The 20,258-nt window shown below is 52.6% G+C and carries 20 protein-coding genes; 9 read left to right on the top strand and 11 right to left on the bottom strand.

Annotated features, from left to right (window positions below; all coding sequences use genetic code 11):
- Positions 1-12: 12 nt before the first annotated feature.
- The 3 genes from QI197_03100 to QI197_03090 are packed head-to-tail and all read right to left on the bottom strand — an operon-like array spanning position 13 to position 3,362.
- Positions 13-1,026, bottom strand: a complete 1,014-nt coding sequence (locus tag QI197_03100; protein ID MDK2372347.1) for a branched-chain amino acid ABC transporter permease — start codon at positions 1,024-1,026, stop codon at positions 13-15.
- A 1-nt stretch (position 1,027) separates the two neighbouring features.
- Positions 1,028-1,945, bottom strand: a complete 918-nt coding sequence (locus tag QI197_03095) for a branched-chain amino acid ABC transporter permease (protein ID MDK2372346.1) — start codon at positions 1,943-1,945, stop codon at positions 1,028-1,030.
- A gap of 40 nt (positions 1,946-1,985) precedes the next feature.
- Entirely contained in the window at positions 1,986-3,362 is a 1,377-nt protein-coding gene (locus tag QI197_03090; protein ID MDK2372345.1) for an amino acid ABC transporter substrate-binding protein, read from the bottom strand.
- Between the two features lie 355 nt (positions 3,363-3,717).
- Here QI197_03090 and QI197_03085 point away from each other — a divergent pair, with 355 nt between their 5' ends.
- Both QI197_03085 and QI197_03080 read left to right on the top strand, forming a co-directional pair.
- Complete coding sequence (locus QI197_03085; protein MDK2372344.1) at positions 3,718-5,085, top strand: mannose-1-phosphate guanylyltransferase/mannose-6-phosphate isomerase; 1,368 nt, start codon at positions 3,718-3,720, stop codon at positions 5,083-5,085.
- A 24-nt stretch (positions 5,086-5,109) separates the two neighbouring features.
- Positions 5,110-6,312, top strand: a complete 1,203-nt coding sequence (locus tag QI197_03080) for a TrkA C-terminal domain-containing protein (protein MDK2372343.1) — start codon at positions 5,110-5,112, stop codon at positions 6,310-6,312.
- Between the two features lie 15 nt (positions 6,313-6,327).
- On the opposite strand, the gene QI197_03075 is transcribed toward QI197_03080, so the two are convergent.
- From QI197_03075 to QI197_03060, 4 genes are all read right to left on the bottom strand, one after another.
- Positions 6,328-7,209 carry an electron transfer flavoprotein subunit alpha/FixB family protein gene (locus QI197_03075; protein MDK2372342.1) on the bottom strand — a complete coding sequence of 294 codons (882 nt, stop codon included), beginning with the start codon at positions 7,207-7,209 and terminating at the stop codon, positions 6,328-6,330.
- A complete protein-coding gene (locus QI197_03070; protein MDK2372341.1) occupies positions 7,209-7,961 on the bottom strand; it encodes an electron transfer flavoprotein subunit beta/FixA family protein in 753 nt (250 codons plus the stop codon). Before QI197_03070 ends, QI197_03075 begins: the two co-directional genes overlap by 1 nt.
- A gap of 79 nt (positions 7,962-8,040) precedes the next feature.
- Entirely contained in the window at positions 8,041-9,036 is a 996-nt protein-coding gene (locus QI197_03065; protein ID MDK2372340.1) for an AIR synthase family protein, read from the bottom strand.
- Positions 9,033-9,560 (bottom strand): ECF transporter S component, encoded by a 528-nt coding sequence (locus tag QI197_03060; protein ID MDK2372339.1) that lies wholly within the window; start codon positions 9,558-9,560, stop codon positions 9,033-9,035. Before QI197_03060 ends, QI197_03065 begins: the two co-directional genes overlap by 4 nt.
- A 119-nt stretch (positions 9,561-9,679) precedes the next feature.
- Here QI197_03060 and QI197_03055 point away from each other — a divergent pair, with 119 nt between their 5' ends.
- The 4 genes from QI197_03055 to gap are packed head-to-tail and all read left to right on the top strand — an operon-like array spanning position 9,680 to position 14,057.
- On the top strand, positions 9,680-10,195 hold the full coding sequence (locus tag QI197_03055; protein MDK2372338.1) for a helix-turn-helix domain-containing protein: 516 nt from the start codon (positions 9,680-9,682) through the stop codon (positions 10,193-10,195).
- Positions 10,196-10,250: 55 nt separating this feature from the next.
- A complete protein-coding gene (locus QI197_03050; GenBank protein ID MDK2372337.1) occupies positions 10,251-10,757 on the top strand; it encodes an Hsp20/alpha crystallin family protein in 507 nt (168 codons plus the stop codon).
- Between the two features lie 40 nt (positions 10,758-10,797).
- A complete protein-coding gene (locus QI197_03045) occupies positions 10,798-12,999 on the top strand; it encodes a CDC48 family AAA ATPase (protein MDK2372336.1) in 2,202 nt (733 codons plus the stop codon).
- A gap of 47 nt (positions 13,000-13,046) precedes the next feature.
- Positions 13,047-14,057, top strand: a complete 1,011-nt coding sequence (gene gap, locus QI197_03040) for a type I glyceraldehyde-3-phosphate dehydrogenase (GenBank protein ID MDK2372335.1) — start codon at positions 13,047-13,049, stop codon at positions 14,055-14,057.
- A 16-nt stretch (positions 14,058-14,073) separates the two neighbouring features.
- Here the strand turns inward: gap and leuS are convergent, their stop codons facing one another.
- The gene (leuS, locus tag QI197_03035; GenBank protein MDK2372334.1) at positions 14,074-16,944 is read right to left on the bottom strand and encodes a leucine--tRNA ligase; all 2,871 of its coding nucleotides are present in this window, start codon (positions 16,942-16,944) and stop codon (positions 14,074-14,076) included.
- A 97-nt stretch (positions 16,945-17,041) separates the two neighbouring features.
- Positions 17,042-17,275 (bottom strand): hypothetical protein, encoded by a 234-nt coding sequence (locus QI197_03030; protein ID MDK2372333.1) that lies wholly within the window; start codon positions 17,273-17,275, stop codon positions 17,042-17,044.
- Between the two features lie 72 nt (positions 17,276-17,347).
- On the opposite strand from QI197_03030, the gene QI197_03025 reads away from it, so the two are divergent.
- The 3 genes from QI197_03025 to QI197_03015 all read left to right on the top strand — a co-directional run bounded on the left by QI197_03025 (position 17,348) and on the right by QI197_03015 (position 18,426).
- Entirely contained in the window at positions 17,348-17,563 is a 216-nt protein-coding gene (locus QI197_03025; protein MDK2372332.1) for a hypothetical protein, read from the top strand.
- The gene (locus QI197_03020; GenBank protein ID MDK2372331.1) at positions 17,520-17,960 is read left to right on the top strand and encodes a hypothetical protein; all 441 of its coding nucleotides are present in this window, start codon (positions 17,520-17,522) and stop codon (positions 17,958-17,960) included. Before QI197_03025 ends, QI197_03020 begins: the two co-directional genes overlap by 44 nt.
- Positions 17,961-18,177: 217 nt before the next feature.
- A complete protein-coding gene (locus tag QI197_03015) occupies positions 18,178-18,426 on the top strand; it encodes a hypothetical protein (protein ID MDK2372330.1) in 249 nt (82 codons plus the stop codon).
- Here the strand turns inward: QI197_03015 and QI197_03010 are convergent.
- Together QI197_03010 and QI197_03005 are read right to left on the bottom strand one after the other, a co-directional pair.
- The gene (locus QI197_03010) at positions 18,416-19,018 is read right to left on the bottom strand and encodes an HAD-IA family hydrolase (protein ID MDK2372329.1); all 603 of its coding nucleotides are present in this window, start codon (positions 19,016-19,018) and stop codon (positions 18,416-18,418) included. The two genes, QI197_03015 and QI197_03010, sit on opposite strands and share 11 nt — an antisense overlap.
- On the bottom strand, positions 18,970-20,258 hold a 1,289-nt coding region (locus QI197_03005), incomplete at its 5' end, for a DNA topoisomerase (protein MDK2372328.1). The genes QI197_03010 and QI197_03005, both read right to left, overlap by 49 nt.

Below are 20,258 nucleotides of genomic sequence, written 5' to 3'. Positions count from 1 at the left end.
TCAATCCCCTCCCTACTCCAAAAGGTCCCTTAGTCTCACTCCCCCCACCTTATACTTCCTCAGGAGTCCTATGAGCCCCTCAGGGAAGAATAAGACCACTATCGCAACTATGATTCCCAAGATGATCAGGTTCACGCCTGGATAGTGTACTAATAGGAGGTCATAGAGTTCGAAGTATATCAATGAACCCACAACGGGTCCCAATACGGTTCCCAACCCCCCTATGACTATCATGACTATCATGTCTATACTGTGTCCCAAGTTGAATAGGGTCTCGTCCACGCCTCCACCGTTGAGCGAGAATAGAGCACCAACCATTCCAGCGAAGAACCCAGCTAAGGTGAAGGCTATTATCTTGAACATAGTGGTGGGGACCCCCAATACCTCAGCAGCGTCCTCATCCTCCTTTATAGCTGTCAGTCCCACGCCGAAAGGCGACTTCCTGATGTAGTAGTTCACGGCTAGCAGGATGATCAGGGTCAGGAACATGGCGTTGAACACAACATCCTTCTCCACTATCTTGTCAGCTGGCAGGATTATCTGCGCTCCGAAGAACTGCTCCGGATTAAGCTCGGGCACTATGGCCTTCATCAGATAGAGGGCCGTGAAGTCCAATCCTATAGTGGCTATGGCGAAGAAGGCGCCCCTGAGCCTCAGCACCGCAGCTCCGACGCTGGCAGCTATGGTAGCTGCGAAGAGGCCAGCGAGCACGGCGACCAAGAATGCTCCAAGGCCGAAGCCCATGTTCTGGAGTTCGGCTAGGGGTTTGATGAAGTACACTAAGAGTACATAGGCGTATCCTCCCAGTCCCAAGAACACCGCGTGTCCGAAGCTCACATAGCCGGCGAATCCCATGATTATGTTCAGCGAAAGAGCGATGCCCATGAAGTACATGATGGTCATTAACGTGTCTAAGGTGCTCATTCCCAGCATCCTTGCGACGAGTATCCCGAGCACCACGAACACGATCACTAAGAGGGTGGGACTCTTTAGGTAGTGGGATAGAGTGCTCTCCTTACCGGCCATCTCACCTCTTCCTCCCGAATATTCCCTCCGGCTTGAACAGCAGGATTAGTATGAGGACTATGAAAGCGGTGGACAGGGCTACTGGGTCACTGATCCTCGGATTGAAGATAGATACCACTACTTTAGACAGGCCATAGATTATCCCTATTATGATGCCGGCGACCAACGACCCAACCACGCTTCCGAGTCCTCCTAGCACCACGACTACGAAGCCGAGAGGAGCATACTTGTACGCTATCTCCGGAGTCACTGAGGCCTCGAATAGGAGGACCATGAACCCCGAGAAGACGGTTAGGCCGATTCCCAAGACCGTGGTAAGCAACTTTATCCTCACGGGATTGATCCCGACTAGAGAGGCTGCTTGAGCGTCCTGCATTACGGCCCTTATGGACTTGCCAAGTATGGTTCTGTCCAAGAAGAGGTAGACGATTGCAACGCTTATCAAAGCGAGAGCGTCCGCAAGCAGGATGTTTGTTCTGATGGTTGTTCCCAGAACCCTTATGAAGGGAAGGCCTATGCTCCAGAGACCGAAACCTCTGGGCTCACTCCCGAAGGTGTAGTAGTAGAAGTTGAGCAAGGCTATGCTCAACGCGAACATGGCCAGCAAGGTAGACATCTCTATCTTCAGCGTTATCTTCTCGACCTTGCCCACCAGCTTGTGTAGTAGCGCCCAGTAAATCAGGAATCCGGCAGCTAGTCCCACTAGTAAGGCCACTAAACCGCCTATCAATGGGTTCAGACCGTACTGCGTGAACAGGATTATCGCCACGTAGGACCCCATCAGTATTGCTTCTCCCTGAGCCAAGTTCACTACCTTCATGACCCCCCACAGCAGGGTGAGTCCCACGGCAGCGAATCCTAGGATTATGCCCCATAGGAAACCGTTAACGAGGTTAATCGCGAGGATCGACACATCCATAACGACCACCCAAAAATAGGGGAGAGGAAGGGAAGGAGACTTACCTCTTGTACCAGTTCTCGGCCGGGTATATTGGGCCCGCCTGAGCCGCCTCCGGCGGATAAACTATCTTCTTCTCACCGGCCTGCCACTGCACGACCACCATCTGGTGGCCCACTTGCAGTCCGGTGGCCGGATCTATCTTGAGCCTTCCGAAGAAGGTCATTATGTCCACCTTGTTGAAGGCCGCCCTGACGGCGTCAGAGTCCAAGCTTCCAGCGACTTCTATCGCCTTAGCTAGGTGCAGTATGGCGGCAGTGGCTTCGGCAGCGTGGTAGTCAGGCATACCTCCTCCGGAGATCTCCTTGTACATCTGTATGTATTCCTCGTTGGTTGGCCCGAACCATTCTATCCCGAGCTTCTTGGCAGCTTCTGGACTGTACTTGACCCCTATCTCCCACTGGGCAGGGTACATCACACCGTCAGCGGCTTCCTTCAGCTGTTCCTTGAATTCGGCCAGCGCAGGTGCCACTATTATGCCTATGCCCTTCAGCTTCCATCCGAGCTGCCAAGCCTGCTGCACTAGGGCAGTACCATCGGCGAAGTGACCACCACCGAGGAGCACTTCAGCACCGGCAGCCATTGCCTCGTTTATTATGGATCCGAACTCGGTGGCTCCCTTCTCATAGGGCTTCTCGTAGACTAGTTTGAGACCCCTCTTCTGGATCTCGTCTTTAGCTCCCTTGGCTACCGTAGCGGCGAAGGCGGCGTTCTCGTATATTAAAGCGATCTTGGCGTTCGGATCCTTCTCAGCTATGAGGTCCACCACGCTCCTCAGGTAGGTGGAGGCCGGGCTCAGAGTCTGTACCACGTACTTGTAACCCTGCTGGAAGATGGAATCGCTAGCGCCTCCATGGCTCACCATGATTATCTTGTTCTGCTCGGCGACTGGGGCGGCAGCCTTTGTCAGACCGGATGAATACGGGGCTAGCAGGAAGTTCACTTTGTCCTCAGTTATCAGCTTACTGTAGAGCTCCGGTACTCTCTGACTGCTGCTTTCGTCGTCATAATACTTCAGTTCAACCTTGTAAACCTTGTCTCCAACCTTTATACCTCCATGCACCTCGTTCAGCCACTTTATAGCGACCTTAAATCCGTTCAGAGCGTACTCTCCCTCATGGGCGAACTTGCCCTTCAGGGAGATCGTGGTACCTATGTAGATAGTGCCAGTAAATCCCGTTGGTTTCTGAGTGGTGGTTGGGGTAGTGGTTGGCGCTGCGGGGGTGATCGTCTTGGTGACCGTGACAACCCTGCTTTGGGTGACAGTAGTAGTGACCACCTGTCCGGGTGAGGACATAGCGATTGCGGCGCCCACGATAAGGCCTATTACTAGAAACGCTACCGCGGTCACATACTTGGAAACTCCATACCTCCTCATGGGAAGTACCTCCCTTTTCACACAAGACGTGCGGGAAGGGTGCTACTAAGTGCTCTGGAACGCTTACTTATAAATACTGCCTTATCGTGAACATTAATTAAGATGATTAACTGGTTCTTCCATGAGAGAAACTAACGCCTCTACTCATTTAATTAAAAACTCTTAATTTTCCAGTCGCACAATACCGGTTGTCAAGCCTCGCCAAAACCGCCGTCAACCGGCTTATTTCCTAGAACGCGATGAAGTATTTTTACCTCATTAAGACACGTATAATAGAATACTTTAAAGAATGATCATACGTGATTCCTACCAACGCTTAATAGGATCTACCTACATCACGGGCTGGTAAGCTGCCATGAAGATAGCCATGATCTTGGCTGGTGGTTTCGGAACTAGACTCTGGCCGCTCAGCCGTAAAGAATATCCAAAACAGTTTGCTAAAGTCCTAGGCGATCTTTCCACCTATCAGCAGGCCCTCAAGCGGGCCACCATCGTGGCCGATGATGTGATGGTCATCACATCGGAGATGTACAAGTATCAAGTGATAGGTCAGGCTAGGGAGATGGACATAGATCTGGACGAGGAGAAGGTCATTTTAGAGCCTGATAGAAAGGATACTGCGCCCGCTATCTACTACGGACTCATAAGGGCCATGGACCTGTTCGACTCCCCCATCAATGTGACTGTCTTCCCGTCAGATCACATGATCCTGAATGAATCGGAGTTGTTCAAGGCACTCTCCTCCTCCCTCAAGTCCGCGGATCATGGGAGAATATCCCTCATCTCCGTTCCCCCATCGAAGCCCGAACCCGGATTCGGTTACATAAAAGCTGGGAGGGAAATCTATGAGGGAGTTTACGAGGTAGAGGAGTTCGTCGAGAAGCCGGGGGTTGAGCGGGCGAGGGAGATGCTGGAGGAGGGAAACTGGTACTGGAGCACCATGATCATGTCGTTCAAAGCCCATGTAATGGTGAAGGCCATTGAAGAGAATCTGCCTGGGGTTTCGGAGCCCTTCAAAAGATTTGATGATCCAAGGGAAGCGTACAGGAACGTTCAGAAGGTAGATGTGAGCTCAGGCGTGCTAGCCAAGGTGCCGCACCTGCTATCCATCGTTCCCACGAAGAATTTAGGATGGAGCGACCTAGGGAATTTCGACTCGATATACGAACTTCTGGATAAGGATGACAGGGGAAACGCCATAAGCGGACGTGTGAAGCATGCTAAGTCCGATGGAAACTTGGTACTGTCGAAGAGATTGGTTGCCTTGGTCGGTGTCCGGGACATGATTGTGGTGGATGACGAGGACGCCATTCTGGTAATGCCCAAGGGAAGAGGACAGGAACTCAGGGGACTCGTCGAAACCATGCTCAGGGAGAATGTGCCTGAGGTGCTGAGGCACAGAGTGACTTACGAGCCATGGGGAACTAAGACTACCCTCCTCAGGGGGGAGAGTTATGAGGTGAGCAGGCTGAGGATATATCCGGGGAAGGGGTTCGGGCCTAGGAAGCATTACCACAGGAGCATCTACTGGCAGGTGCTCACCGGAACTGCTAGAGTCACGGTCAACGGGGAGGAGAGGATAATAACTAGGGGAAAGGGAGCAGAGGTACCCGTGGGATACTCGTACACGCTGGAGAATCCCGGGAAGATCCCCCTAGACATGATAGAGATCGCCACAGGAGAGTACTTAGGGAGCGACGATGTGGACGAATCAGGTTTTTAACCTTGCCTTTGGGGAAGGAGAGGAATGGCCTCAGAGGGTGAGCCAAGGAGCGTAAGGGATATCCTAGTCGAGATGAAGGACGCATCCGAGTTCGCCTTGAGCCTCGCATACGCTTCTCTAATGTATCAAGACAGGGAGTTAGCTGAGGAGGTCTTAGGTCTGGAATCAGAACTCGATGAACTGAGATATAACCTCTTCAAGATGACAATAGTCGCTGGTAGATCTCCCAAAGAGGCTGAGGAGCTCGCTGCCCTGCTGGATATAGGCATAGCTGTGGACGAGATATCGGATGCAATGGCCGACCTTGTGAGACTGGTCCTCAAAGGATACCCCGTCCATCCAGCCTTAAGCTGGATGCTCTACACTGCAGAGGAAATCATAGGGCTCGTGAGGATCGAGGAAACGTCTCCTCTAATATCCATGAGGGGTGAGGATCTATACGATCCCGCGAACATGGCTGGCTGCGAGGTACTAGCTGTTAAGAAGAAAGGAAGGTGGATATTTGATGTTCCGCCCGACTTGGAGCTTGAAGTAGGGGACTTGCTTCTGCTGGAAGGCACAAAGGACAGCATAGAGACAGCTAGAGCCTTAGCTCGAGGAGAGAACTCCAAGCCTGTGGTACCAGAGAGACCATTGGAGAAGGTCGATGAGGCCTCTAAAGAGATAGCTGAGAGACTGAACAGTATGAAAAGCCTATCGGAGCTCGCGATATATCTAGCCTATGCTTCCATCCTCTATAACAATCCAGCTATGGCTTCTGAAGTATCTAGACTGGAAGACGAGCTCGATGAACTGGAAGACGAGCTCTTCGCCAAGGTGATCAAGGATCTCCTCCCGAGCTCGAGGCCCGAGGAGATCGTACCGCTGATAAGGGCAGCATCAGCATCTGAAAGGCTAGGGGACGCAGCCTCTAGGATGGCCCTAATAGTGGAGAGAGGAGTTCCGGCTCACCCAGTCTTAGAGATCGTAGTGGAGGAGAGCGAGGATACCGTGGTGAGGGTAGCACTGAGGGAGGACAGCGAGGCGGTGGGATGGAGGATAGAGGATCTAGACCTAGAGGAGAAGACAGGTATGTGGATACTTGCTATAAAGAGGGGAGTTAGGTGGATATACGCACCTAAGGACGAGGAGATTCTCAGAGAGGGCGATATCCTAATCCTGACCGGCCCGAAAGAGGGAGTAGAGGACGCGATAAAAGTGTTAGGAGGGGAACTGCTGGAGGATTAAAATCAGTTTTAAACCCTAGGAGCCTCTTTTATTCCTTATCTCCTCTATCAGCTTGGGGACCACCTCGTAAAGATCGGCCACAACGAAGTAGTCGCTCACCTCTGATATAGGAGCATCAGGATCCGTGTTTACTGATATAACAGTTTCTGCGTCCCTGAAACCGACCACATGCTGTATCTGGCCGGAGATACCCAAGGCTAGGTAGATCCTCGGCTTCACTCTCACACCGGTCATTCCAACATGCCTCTCCTCGGGCAGCCACTTGAAGTCCGCAGAGATGGGTCTAGTGCACGCGATCTCCGCGCCCAGAAGGGATGCTAACTCCCTTATCATCTCTAGATCCTCCTTCTTCTTGAGACCCCTGCCGACGGACACTATTATCTCGGCCTTTGAGAGGTCGACCTCTGCCTCCCTCTCCCTCCTCTCAAGCAAGTTGATCCTCGGGGAACAATCCACCTTCAACTCCTCTACTGAAGAGGGGCCCCCACCCTCGGAAATAGGCTCGAATGCATCCAATTCTATAGTGATGACAGCGGGAAGAGGAGCCTTCAGCTTCTCTATGCCCCTCCCGCTGAACACCATCCTCGATACCACCAATTGATCGCCTAGCTCGAGCTCTTGGACATCTGACAGGTAAGAAATACCTTTGCGAGCGGCCACTCTAGCCCCTATCTCCTTGAAGTCCCTCGTTGAGGGAAGAAGCATCAAATCGAATTCCCTCTCACTCAAGGCGCTGGTCCAGCAGTCATTAAGGGTCAGATCAGCGATTACGAGCTTGTCAACTGGTATAGAGACCCTGTCAGTACTTACAGCCTCAATGACCTCGGGAGACAGGGACTTAGCGGCACCAACCAGCTTGGGCAGATTGGACGGGTCGGAGGCCACAACTATCTTCATCAGATCACCCCCTTCTCCTCTAGGACTTTCACTATCCTATCTACCACCTCGTTCACGCTTCCCTCAACCTTCTCCCTTCTCCTCTCCTTCACGTAAGCCTTTATCTCCACCAGCTCGATGGGTGGAAACTTCAGATCAAGTTCAGAGGCATCTACCGAGCTCCTCTCCTTCTTGCCGGCCTTCATTATCTGGAGGACCGTCGGGATCCTAGGCTCATTGACCTCCGAGGTTACTGAGATGACCGCGGGGAGTGGAACTTCCGCTGTCTCGAAGCCCCCTTCTAAGTATCTCTCCACCACTAGCTTGCCCTCCTTTACCTCCAGCTTCCCCACGAATGTCGCCACCGGGAGGGATAGCATCTCGGCGATCATCGCTGGCAGGGCACAGCTGTACTGATCGGAAGAGCCTTCCCCGCACACCACAAGATTGGGATCGATTCCGTCTCTCTTCAAGGCTTTCACTATGGCTTGAGCTGTCCTATAGGGATTATGCCCTTTAACGGCATCTCCTTCCACGATTAGAGCTCTATCAGCCCCCATGGCGAGGGCCTCCTTCAAGATAGCCTCATCTAAGGGTCCTGTAACAACGACAGCTAGAGTCACTCTTCCACCAAGCTCCTCCTTTATCTTGACAGCTTCCTCGATAGCATTCCTGTCTATATCACTAATCTTCACGGGAGCTTGATCCACTAAGAGGCGATCCCCCTCCACAGGCATCTGGGTCTCATCGTAAACCAACTTAACGCATGCCACGACCTCCAAGGGAATCCCCGAACTCCAGCTGGGTTTATTTTTTAAACATAAAAGAAGGTGGGATCTTTAATTGAATGGTTCAGGAGGGAAGGACCCTCCACAGCTCATCCATCACAGGCTCACTGACATCCTCTACCATACCGTTGGCTCTTACGAGCCTCATCCCCTCCCCTCTCCCCGTTAATCTGCCTATTACGGAGGCCTCTATCCCCTCCCTCCTGAGCTCGCTGATCAACTCGTCTGTCCTTTCCTCGCTCACGGATATGAGGAGGCTCCCCGAGCTTATCAGCCTCAAAGGATCTATCTCCAGCGCCTCGCATACAGCGAGCGTTTCTTCTCTCAGGGGTATGTTCTCCTCATATATTACGAATCCGTTCCCCGAGGCTAGAGCCATCTCTTGGACTCCCCCGATAAGTCCACCCTCTGTAGGATCGTGCATCGCCCTAGCTAGGTTAGCAGCTAACATAGCATCCCTCACAACGCTTATCTCCCTTATGAACCCAGATGCCCTGTCTAGGATATGAGGATCCACGCCCTTCTCCTCCAAGAGGCCTCTCAGCTCGGTGGCTAGGATGGCGGTCCCTTCCAATGCGGCAGCTTTGGTCAGGATGAGGGAGTCGCCCTCCTTGGCGTCTCTGGTGTTGAGAACAACCCCGCCAGCACCCATGGCTGTAGTCACCACTATGTTGAACGGAAGTCCGGGGGTGATCTCTGTGTGTCCGCCGATCACCACGGCACCTATCTCCCTAGCCGCCTCCCCTACCTGATCTACTAGCTCAGAGATCTCGCTTTCATCCACTCCATCCCTAAAAAGCAAGACTACGAGTAGCCACTTAGGACTCAGACCTCTTGTCGCTATGTCGTTGGATGCCACGTACACAGAGAGCCAGCCAGCTAGCTTCCCGCCTCCTGTCACCGGATCTGAGTGCACAGCCAGCAGAGGTTCTTTCACCTCAAGTATAGCGGCATCTTCGCCCAAGGAGGGGCCTAACAGGATCCCATCACCTTCGATCGGTAGCTTCCCTATGATGTTTCTGAAAAGGAAGTCTGGGGGAAGCTTTCCCCTATGTTTCACGACCATTCCCCTAACGCCCTCCTGATGACGGGGGCGAGCAGGTAGGAGAAAACTATTCCCGATACTGCTTGGAATGTGTTACCTGGCACCTCCTGAAGGGCCCCTCCTAGGCCGTAGAGGTACCATTCCACTACGAAGTAACCAGCTACCATCTCAGCACCAGCAACGGCTAAGATGAGCAAGGAGATCACATTGCCCTTCCCTTTGGCAATGCCCGCTAGGAATCCCTCTACACCCTTTATCACCAAAGTGAACGGTGCCCAGTGACCGTATCCACTTAGCAGGTCCGCTAATGCCGATCCTATTCCGCCCGAGAGGGATCCCACCACGGACCCGAAGAGGATCCCCGAGAGCATGACGATGGTATCTCCTAGGTTTATGTAACCTTGAGTCGCTGGTGTGGGGATCTGGATCACCATCGTGGCTACTGCCACCAGAGCAGCCATAACACCAATGGTTGCAACGCCCCTAGATGAAGCGACGCCTGGAGAGACCCTAGCATCGATCTCCTCCTTTAAGGTCAAGTTCTCACCCGAGGAGCCGCCTCACGTTTCAGTTAAACTAGTTATTGAACGTTGTAGTCCTTGACACATCCAAATAAATGCTTAAATAATTCCTTATATACTATTTTACCAGATGGGAAATGAGAGCCGAGGACATAATCGAGGCCCTATCAGGTGAGACTAGGAGAAGAATAGTATCTATGCTAACGAGGAAGCCTCTAACCCTTAAGGAGATAGCTGATATGCTGGGTATAACTCCGCCTGCTGCCCTAAAGCACATGAGGGAACTTGAATCCTTGGGTATAGTTGAATCTTACTCGGTCAACATGGGGCCTGGGAGGCCTAGGAAGTACTACAAGATATCACGTTCAATACGCCTAGTCGTGACTTTGACAGAGGACTCCCTCCAGATAAGGGCACTGGAGATAGAACCAACTTCAACCTCTCCATCTAAGGACATAAGGGAGAGATTCGACGAAATCAGATCAAGGCTGGAGAGTTTGAGCAACCTCAATTCCTTTAGCGAGACAGTGACGAGGACATCCAACTTGATACAAGATATAGATACCTTATTGCTGGAACTGGAGTCTGTAGAGTCTCATCTACTCTGGATGAGGGAGGAGATCCTCCGGAATCTGAAGAGATTTTCACGCTAAATTTGGAAAAGTTTTTATATTAACTTAACTTAACGGATAATGGGAGGTCGAGAGTATGTGGTGGGACAGGTACTGGAGGAGGATTCTCGAGGATATGGAGAAGGACTTTGAGGAGCTCGAGAAGATGATCGACGAGATTTTCGCCGGTATGAAGGGCGAGGGTGAGATCCGCGGTCCTTATGTGTATGGATTCAGTATAACCATAGGTCCTGATGGCAAGCCCATAGTGAGAAGGTTCGGTAATGTCAAGCCTCCGGTAATAGAGGAGGCTGGATACAGGGAGCCCTTCGTCGACATTGTCGTGGACGACAAGGCAAACGAGGTGAAGGTCATAGCGGAGATACCTGGAGTCACCAAGGACAAGATAGAAGTGGAGGCGACGGAGAAGATAGTCAAGATCAAGGCGGAGAACGGCGATAGGAAGTACAGAACCCAAGTAGAGCTGCCGGTTGAGGTAGATCCGAAGACCGCCAAGGCTAGATATAATAACGGCATCTTGGAGATAACCCTGAAGCCTAAGGAGCCTATCAAGGAGGAGGGCACTAGGATAAAGGTGGAGTGAGCATCCGGTTTCCATCCTTTTTATGGGAGGAGGTGATTTGATGTCATCCGAGAGGAAGTACGTTACACTCCGTGTGGCGGAAGCACACTCTCAAGACGTGGGCAGGGGCATCGCTAGGTTGGAGCCAGAGACCATGTCAGAGCTGGGCATAGAGACGGGCGATGTGGTCCTGATTGAAGGTACCAAGGTGACCGCCGCCCGGGCTTGGCCGTCTTATTCGGCCGATTATGGGAAGGGCATCATCAGAATTGATGGTTACACGAGGAGGAACGCTGGTGTGGCCATAGACGACACCGTCAGGGTGAGAAAGGCCATAGCCAAGCCTGCTAGAAAGGTGCTGCTGGCCCCGACAGAGCCCATGAGATTACTGGGCGGGGAGGAGTACCTGAAGAGACTACTCGAAGGGAGGCCTCTCACTAGAGGGGACAGGATACCGATCAACGTTCTGGGAACTAGGATAGAACTAGTGGTTGTGGGAATACAGCCTGTGGCCGATGCTGTGATAGTCGGTCCGGATACTGACATAGAGATAAGCGAGAAACCAGCTCCAGAGGAGAGGAAGATCCCCAGAGTCACTTATGAGGATATAGGAGGCCTCAAGGATGCCATCCAGAAGATAAGGGAGATGGTAGAGTTACCTCTAAGACATCCGGAGCTCTTCCAAAAGCTTGGCATTGAGCCGCCCAAGGGCGTGCTGCTCTATGGACCACCGGGCTGCGGTAAAACGTTGCTGGCGAAGGCTGTTGCCAACGAGAGCAACGCCCACTTCATAAGCATCTCGGGCCCGGAGATAATGTCCAAGTACTACGGTGAGAGCGAGAAGAGGCTCAGGGAGATATTCGAGGAGGCTGAGAAGAACGCTCCCTCGATAATATTCATAGATGAGATAGATGCGATCGCTCCCAAGAGGGAGGAGGTGACTGGAGAGGTTGAGAGGCGTGTAGTGGCCCAGCTCCTCGCTCTCATGGATGGCCTGAAGGGTAGGGGAGAGGTAATAGTTATTGGGGCTACGAACAGGCCTAATGCCATAGATCCAGCACTAAGGAGGCCTGGCAGGTTCGACAGGGAGATAGAGATAGGGGTGCCGGATAGGGAGGGCAGGAAGGAGATACTGCAGATACACACTAGGGGAATGCCCCTCTCAGACGATGTAGATCTCGATAAGTTGGCTGAGATAACCCACGGGTTCGTGGGCGCTGACCTCGCGGCCTTAGCCAAGGAGGCGGCTATGAGGGCTCTAAGGAGGCTCATGAAGGAGGTGAACCTATTCGAGAGCGAGGAGATCCCGGCTGAGGTCTTGGAAAAACTTCAAGTGACGATGCAAGACTTCCTTGATGCTCTGAAGGATATAACTCCGTCAGCTTTGAGGGAGGTAGTAGTCCAGGTACCTAATGTGAAGTGGGAGGACATAGGAGGCCTTGAAGAGGTCAAGGAGGAGCTCAGGATGGCGGTCGAGTGGCCTCTCAGGTACCCGGAGCTCTTCGAGGCTAGCGGTGCCAAGCAGCCCAAGGGCATTCTCCTCTACGGTCCTCCTGGAACCGGTAAAACGTTGCTGGCAAAGGCTGTTGCCAACGAGAGCGAGGCGAACTTCATAAGCGTGAAGGGCCCCGAGATACTCAGCAAGTGGGTGGGAGAGAGCGAGAAGGCCATAAGGGAGATATTCAGGAAGGCGAGGCAGGCGGCTCCGGCCATAGTATTCTTCGATGAGATAGACTCCATCGCCCCGGTGAGGGGGGCTGCTGGCGATTCTAGGGTGACTGAGAGGATAATCAGCCAGTTACTGACTGAGATGGATGGTCTTGAGGAGCTGAGGAAGGTCGTAGTCATAGCAGCGACTAACAGGCCCGACTTGCTGGATCCAGCTCTCCTGAGGCCCGGTAGGTTCGACAGGCTGATATATGTCCCTCCGCCGGACTACAAGGCTAGGGTGGAGATCCTCAGGATACACACAAGGGGGAAGCCCCTCGCTGACGATGTGAATCTAGAGGAGCTGGCCAAGCGCACTGAGGGATACACAGGCGCTGACTTGGAGAACTTGGTGAACACGGCCGCCCTGATAGCTCTTAGGGAACATATCTCCAATTACAAGGATCCGAAGGAAGCAATAGCCCACAAGGACGAGCTAAAGATACAATTGAAACACTTTGAGGAGGCCCTGAAGAAAGTGAGGCCCATGGGCACCGAGGAAATGGAGAGATACAGGAGAGTGGCCGAGGAATTCGCTAGAAGGGTCAGTTCCTAACTCCCCTTCTTTAGGAAATCTTTTTACTTTCCTCCTCAGTATGCCTTATGCCGATCAGGATCGGGATTAACGGATTCGGGAGGATAGGGAGGCAGGTATTCAAGATAGGACAGAGGAACCCTAACTTGGAATTCGTAGCGGTGAACGACATAGCGGACCCCAAGACGCTATCTCACTTGCTGAAATACGACTCCGTCTTCGGCAGGTATCCCGGGACCGTAGTGGCCGAGGGATCCAGCATAATCGTGGATGGCAAGGAGATCAGGGTGTTCAGCGTCAGGGATCCGGCGAAGATCCCGTGGGAAGAGCTGGATATTGATGTGGTGGTTGAGGCCACAGGACTCTTCAGGTCTAGGAGCGATGCTGCAAAGCATCTGAGGGGCAGCGTCAAGAAGGTAGTGATTACAGCGCCGGCCAAGGGCGAACCTGCAGACTATACAGTTGTTATGGGTGTCAACGAGGGCGGTCTGGATCTGGACAAGCATCACGTGATAAGCAACGCCTCCTGCACTACCAACGCCTTCGCCATGTTGGTCAAGGTGCTGCATGAGAGCTTCAGAATAAGAAGAGGATTGATGACCACGGTTCACGCCTACACCAACGATCAGAGGATACTGGACGCGCCCCACAGGGACCTTAGGAGGGCTAGGGCTGCTGCCATGTCCATAATACCCACATCCACCGGCGCGGCGAAGGCCATAGAGCTGATATTCCCTGAGCTGAGGGGGAGGCTGGCCGCGATAGCCCTAAGGGTACCCACCCCGGATGTGTCCATAGTCGATTTCTCCGCAGAGGTCGAGAGGGAGACCAACATCCATGAGGTGAACAGGGCCTTTGAGAAGGCCGCCAGCGGCCCCTTGTCAAGGTACATAGGAATAGCCCACGATCCCGTAGTATCGGTAGACTTGGTGGGCGATGAGCACAGCGTCATCTTCGATCCCGAGCTGACCCAGGTTGTGGATGGCAACTTCATCAAGGTGTTCGGATGGTACGACAATGAGTGGGGCTATTCGGCTAGAGTAGTCGATCTCCTCGACTATATAGCGAATAAAATGTGAGATGGAAGGATTTCCATCACTCTATGTAGATGGCCGGTTTCCCGGGGGCGGCCCTCCCGGCCCTCTTTTTAGGATCGTAGGACGGTGAATCCTCGTCCTCGAACACCATCTCCAAGCCCAGCTTCTTCTCCAAGAAGGACTTAGCATCCTTGAGGGCTCCGAGCTCGGCTTCCTTGCTGGGCAGCCACGGCCATCCGCCTGAGGTGAACTGCCTGATCAGGTCAATCGCTTGTTTGCTCTTGATCTTGAACCTCTCCTCCTTCATCACTTCAGGTATTATCCTGCGCGGATCGAGTCCATGCACCCTCTTCAACTCGTCGATCCTCCTAAAGAGGTCGTACTTCCAGTCTGACGCTAAGTAGAGGTAAAGCTTGCTTCCCTTCACCCCTGAAGCGAGGATGCTCCTCACATCCTCGAGAACATTGGACACGACCTCGTATGAGAGCTCCGCCTCTGGGTACTGGGGCATCTCCTCGGGATCGGGCCACCTAGCGAGGGACACGAAACCTTCCCCGCCAACTATCTCCCAGATCTCCTCGGCCATGTGGGGCGCGAAGGGGGCGAGCAGTCTGGCCCATATCTTGAGGATCGCCTTGATGATGCCCTCGTTAGGCCTCTCCTTAGCATCTAAATACTCCTCCATCTCGTTGAGGATCAGGTAGAGTGAGTGCTGTATCGCCTCCCTGCTCCTGCACTCCTCCATGGACTCGGTCGTGGCTATTATGTGGGTTCTCGTCCTGCTGAGTATCCACTTGTCCCAGAAGTCCTCCGGTTCCTTTCTCTCCTCCGCTCCCGAGAACTGCGTGGCTATCTCGTGTATTCTAAACAACCTCCTGAGGGTGCTGGCTGCTACCTGAGGGGAGAAGTCTGCATCTGACAGAAGCTCGGCAGAACCGAGAACGGACAGCCTGATGGGGTCAGCACCGAATATCTCCACTGCCTCCCTTATCGGGATTATATTGCCCAAGGATTTGGACATCTTCTTTCCTTCCATGGTGACCGAGCCGTTCACGACTATCTGCCTGGGCCAGAGCTCTCTGGGGAATATGGCTACATGATTGAAAATGAAGAAGGTGAGATGGTTCCATATGAGATCCCTACCACTGTGCCTGGAGTCGAGCGGGTACCAGTAGGTGAACTCCTGCCTGAGCCTCTTGAGGACCTCTTCATCGAGCCCCTTCCTGCGGGCGATGTCCTCCGGATCTCCCTTCCCGAGGAATATGTAGTCGAAGGCCTCATCGTCAAGGTGCTCTGCGGTAACCAGTCCCTCATTTATGAACTTACTTATCGTGTAGTAGGCCATGTAAATAGTGGAATCGCTGAGACTCTCTATCATCCAATCCGGATCGAACGGAAGCTTGGTCCCGAGGCCACTCTTTCTAGCACAGGCCTTCTCTCTCATCCAATCTATTGCCTCCTCAAACTCCCTCCTGACCTCCCTAGGAACTATCCTCATGCTGTTGAGGGCCTCATGGGCCAACCTCTTCCACTCGGGATTAGAGTAGTCGATGAACCACTGGTCCTCAACTATGTTCACGACTATCTTGGCCCCGCACCTGCAGTACACAGGGGCGTTGGCTATCTCGTAGAACATGTAAGCCTTCCCCTCAGCTATCAGATCCTCCTTGACCCTTTCCTTCGCCTCACTCACTGGCAAGCCCGCGTACTTCCCAGTATTTGGTTTCATCCTTCCGGAGTGATACTCCTTGGAGTAGACGAGCTCGGTGGCCTCCTCAGCCCTCTCATCATTCTGGTCCCTGACCCCGAGGGATTCCACGGCATCTTTGGCCGGGAACTCGCCGAATCCCTCCACCTCAATTATGGATACCGGCTCGAGGCCATCGAGCACCCCTGGAGAGAGCTCGTACTTCCTGAGAGCATCCGGATTCCTCTTGAGGTCCATGAGGGCGAGATAGTCGTAAGGAGCATGCCCGGGGACGGACATCACAATACCGGTCCCGTAATCTGGATCAACGAACTTGGCTGGGAGTATCACGATCTCCTCTCGGGTCATGGGGTTTCTCACTTTCTTCCCCAGCAGATCTCTGCCCCAGATTTCACCAATCTCCTTCTTCACGGGGAACTTCTGGAACTTGAGCTTTATCAGAGCCTCCTCGGAGACCACCCACTTCTCCCCGCTCACCTCTATGATCTTGTACTTCACCTCCGGATTTATCCAGATATTGGTGACGCCAAGGATGGTTTCTGGTCTGAAGGTAACGACCGGGATGATGAATTCATCCTCGAACTTTATCAGAGTAGTCTCAGCGATCTCCGGTTCTACATCACCTATTGTGTCGTGTTGACCTACCGCATTATTGCACCTCGGGCACCAACCGACAGGATGTCTACCCTTGGTGAGGAGGCCTTTCTCGTGGAGCTTGTGGAACTGCCACGTTATGAAGTTGTTGTAGGGCGGGTCTATGGTGGTGAACTCCCTCCTCCAGTCTATAGAGTACCCCATGAGCTTCATTCCCGACTTAATTTCCTCGTGAAAGTAGCGAGCCATCTTGAGCGGGTCCTCCAGCTCCTTAAGCTTCTCCTTGGGTATGTGGAATATCTCTGTGAATATGCGTATAAGCTCCTTGTCACCCTCTCTGAGCCTCTTTGCCATAGCGAGGATCGGAGTTCCGGTGTAATGAAAGGCCATGGGGAAGAGCACATTGTAGCCCTGCATCCTCTTGAAACGGGCATACGCATCTGTAAGTCCATAGGTCCTCCCGTGACCCACGTGCTGCGGGCTGTTGGGATAGGGATAAGCCACAGTGAGGTAGAATTTCTCTCTGCTGTCTGGATCCGCCTCGAATATTCTAGCTTCCTCCCACTTGGCCTGCCACTTCCTCTCTATCCGCCTGAGCTTACTGACGAGGTTGGCCTCCGCCTCCAAATATCACCACCTTCTCCACCGGAATCGCTCAAATGGGACAGCGCCAATGAAAAAGTTACCCTCAGCCTACTATGTGAATGAAAGAAAGAGGGTTCGGTCAGCCGTTCTGGCCGCCGCTTCCACCACTATCGAGACTGAACACGTTGCTTATGAGATCATCCAACCAATCAACGAAGTTGTTCCAGTTTTCCCAAGCGTTCTGAGGCATTTCCCAGACGAACTTGGCTGCATTCGCCATTGGAGTGACAACTATACCCAAGAAGAATGCTAAGGTCACGGCTATGAGGAGAGCCTGCTCCAGCGTGCCGGTAACCCCCTTCCTCCTCTGCATGACATCACCAATTTTTAATTAGGGAGCACGGCATATATGGAACCGACATCACGGAGGAAATGGGAAAGTGTGATGGAAGTGGGTAGGTCAAAGAAGACGATCAAGATAACTGTGTGTCCCGTTTGTGGGAGCACTAATATAAGGAAGCTCTCCCCCTTCTCTGGCTGGCTACTGCCGGAGGAATATATCTGTCTGGACTGTGGGTACAGAGGCCCCATCGTGGCCGAGATAGAGGTGGATGAGGATGAGGCCAAGGGGGATAGGGAATCCAGCGGAAACTATATATAGGGTGATAAGCGACTTGGGACTTGAGGAGTTCACCCGAGTCTCCAGAATGGGTAGGATGATAAGGGTCGAGATAATCTACGACCCTCTAGGTCAGGAGAGGCAGAATTTGATCTCGTTCAAGCATAGGCTGAAGAGACTGGGAGACTCCGGCGATTCAGTCGGTAAACACTTGGTTCAGCAGATAGAATACTTTCTAGAGAGGCTGGACCGCATAACTCTGGAGAGGGTTCTGGTTGCCATTTCTTCGTCAGATGGTATACAAAAGTTAGAGAAACAACTAGCCTCCCTCCAGAGAGAAATGGAAGAGAGACGAAGAAAGGCGAGAGAAATGAAGAGACTGGTAAGATCTCTGTCATCCTACATAAGAGAATACTTGAGAAATGTGGAAGGAGCCTAGTTTCCATCTCATTGGTAAGGTTACTTAATGTTCACATTATGTTCAAATAAGTCGTTCATCGAAGTCGTAAGGATCCCTAATTATACTCTCCAGAGAATGTTGGTAAAATTTGTGGCTTTACTATTGTTATTACATCCTTATACAGCATGGATTTAGCCTAAAGTCGGTAAACATTTATTAAGAATACCGGTACTAGAGTGAATGAGGAGGTGGTCAGGTGGTATTACTGAAGTCCCATGTTCGGATCCTAAAGGAGCTGGTAAAGCGCGGCGACAAGGGCATGACGGCCAGCAAGCTGATTGCTAAGAGGGAGTACCGTGTCAAGGTCATCAAATACTTGGAGAGCGAGGGCCTAGTGAGGGTCACTTACAGCGGCGGCGGGATGAGGGTTTACGCCACCGAAAGGGCGAAGAAACTCCTTGAAAGGCTGGAAAAGGAGAAACCCGAGCTCTTGGTCAATACTTGAATATTTCCTTGAGGTCCCGCACATAGAGATCCGCACCTTCTATCTCCCCTCCAACGCATATGGTGAGGCACCCGACCTCCTTCCCGGACCTTACATCCCACTCCATGTCCCCTAGAAATACGCAATCTCCACCCCTAACACCCAATTTTTTCAGAGCGTAAACTAACTGTCCTCTCCTGTCTAGAGAGTACTCTCTAGTGACGATTACGTCGAACAGATCGGCTAGATCCATATTCCTCAGGACTAAAACGGCCGATCTGCTAGCCTGCATTGTTACAAGTCCTATTTGGAGGCCCTTCCTCCTTAAGGAAACGAAGAATTCTCTCAGTTCCTCGTCCGGTCGAGCCCTCGATGCTGCTTTCAATTCCTCCTCCTCTACTATCTCGAATGCTCGTTTGACCTCCTCCTCGTTCCTTGCAGCTAGCGGTATGCTCCTCCCCAAAGGCCTGAGGGGATGATCCCATCCCATCGCCCGCCTTACCCTCTCCCTGAGGGAATCCCAATCTATGCGGAGGTCGACCAAGGTCCCATCCAGATCGGCTATCAGCGCTTTCTTACTCTGAAGAAGTTCACGGATCCGCACTCCCTGCACTGCAGGTACACCCCAAACTTTCCCTTCTTCGGAACCATCACTCCGCCGCATTTGGCGCACCTCACCGGGCTCTCCTCGCAATTACCCAAGCACCTGATGTACTTGAGGGTCTTCTTACTCTTAGTTCTGATCTTCCCTTCCACCAGCGGGAGACCGCACTTGCACTCCTCCCTCAATATGCGCTCCCCAGGTAAGAGGTTGAACTTCACATCGCAGTCGTCAGGATAGCCGGAGCATATGACGAAGTAGCCGTACTTGCTCTTCTTGAGGAGGAGATCCCTTCCGCACTTCGGGCATTTCCCGACGACGTTCTGGGTTAACCTGTATGCCTGAACAGCCTTGGCCAGCTTCTCTGAGATGAGCCCTTCCTTACTCTTGAAGTCCCTCATTATCTGCTCTAGTTTCAGTAACGCATCGCTGAGGAAGGAGCTGTGGTCTAACTCCCCTCTCTCAATCTTCGCCATGGCTTCTTCAAGCTTAGCAGTGAGCTCCGGGCTTGTGAGATCTGGAACGTACTCCTCAAGCACTTCCGCGACCGCCTCTCCCAGCGGCGTGGGCTTGAAACTTTTCCCCTCTATGTATCCCCTCTCCTTGAGTATATCCAGTATCTGAACCCTGGTGTTCTTTGTTCCCAATCCCAACTTCTCCATCTCTTTAATTATCGAGACCGGTGTGTACCTCTTGGGTGGCTGGGTCTCCTTCTCCTCTATCTTTACGTCAATGCACTTAACTTCCTCTCCATTGTCCACTGGGGGCATCGAGTAATCCCTCTTAGCGTAGGGGTAGACCCTGAGCCATCCCTCCTCTAGTAGGGCAGCGCCACTTGCCTTGAACCTGTATTCCTCCACTGAGACCTCCACATTCACCCTCCTGATGAGGGCATCCGGTGCTAGGGTGGCTAGATTCCTCCTGGCTATTATCTCGTAAACTCGCCTGTGGTTCCTGCTCTGGAACTCCTCCTCGGGAGAGCCGACGACATGGATGGTCGGGTGGGCTGGATCATCCTTCTCCCCCTCCACGGGCCTGTCCCTCATGTTCCTTAACACGAAGGAAGCGTCCTCCTCGAGGGGGGGATAACTTCCTATGAGCTCAACCATCCTGACGAAGTCCTCCTTGGTCCAGTTTTTCGGGTACTTTTGACTCTCCGTTCCGATGTAGCTGATGAGACCTGCCTCGTACAATTGCTGGGCGATTCCAGATGATCTGTCCGCTATCTGCTTCGGAGTCAGCCCAGTTATCC

This window comes from Thermoproteota archaeon (assembly GCA_030130125.1).
Lineage (GTDB): Archaea > Korarchaeota > Korarchaeia > Korarchaeales > Korarchaeaceae > Korarchaeum.
The sequence above is the reverse complement of the archived record's forward strand: the minus strand, read 5'-3'. Positions and strand labels throughout refer to the sequence as shown.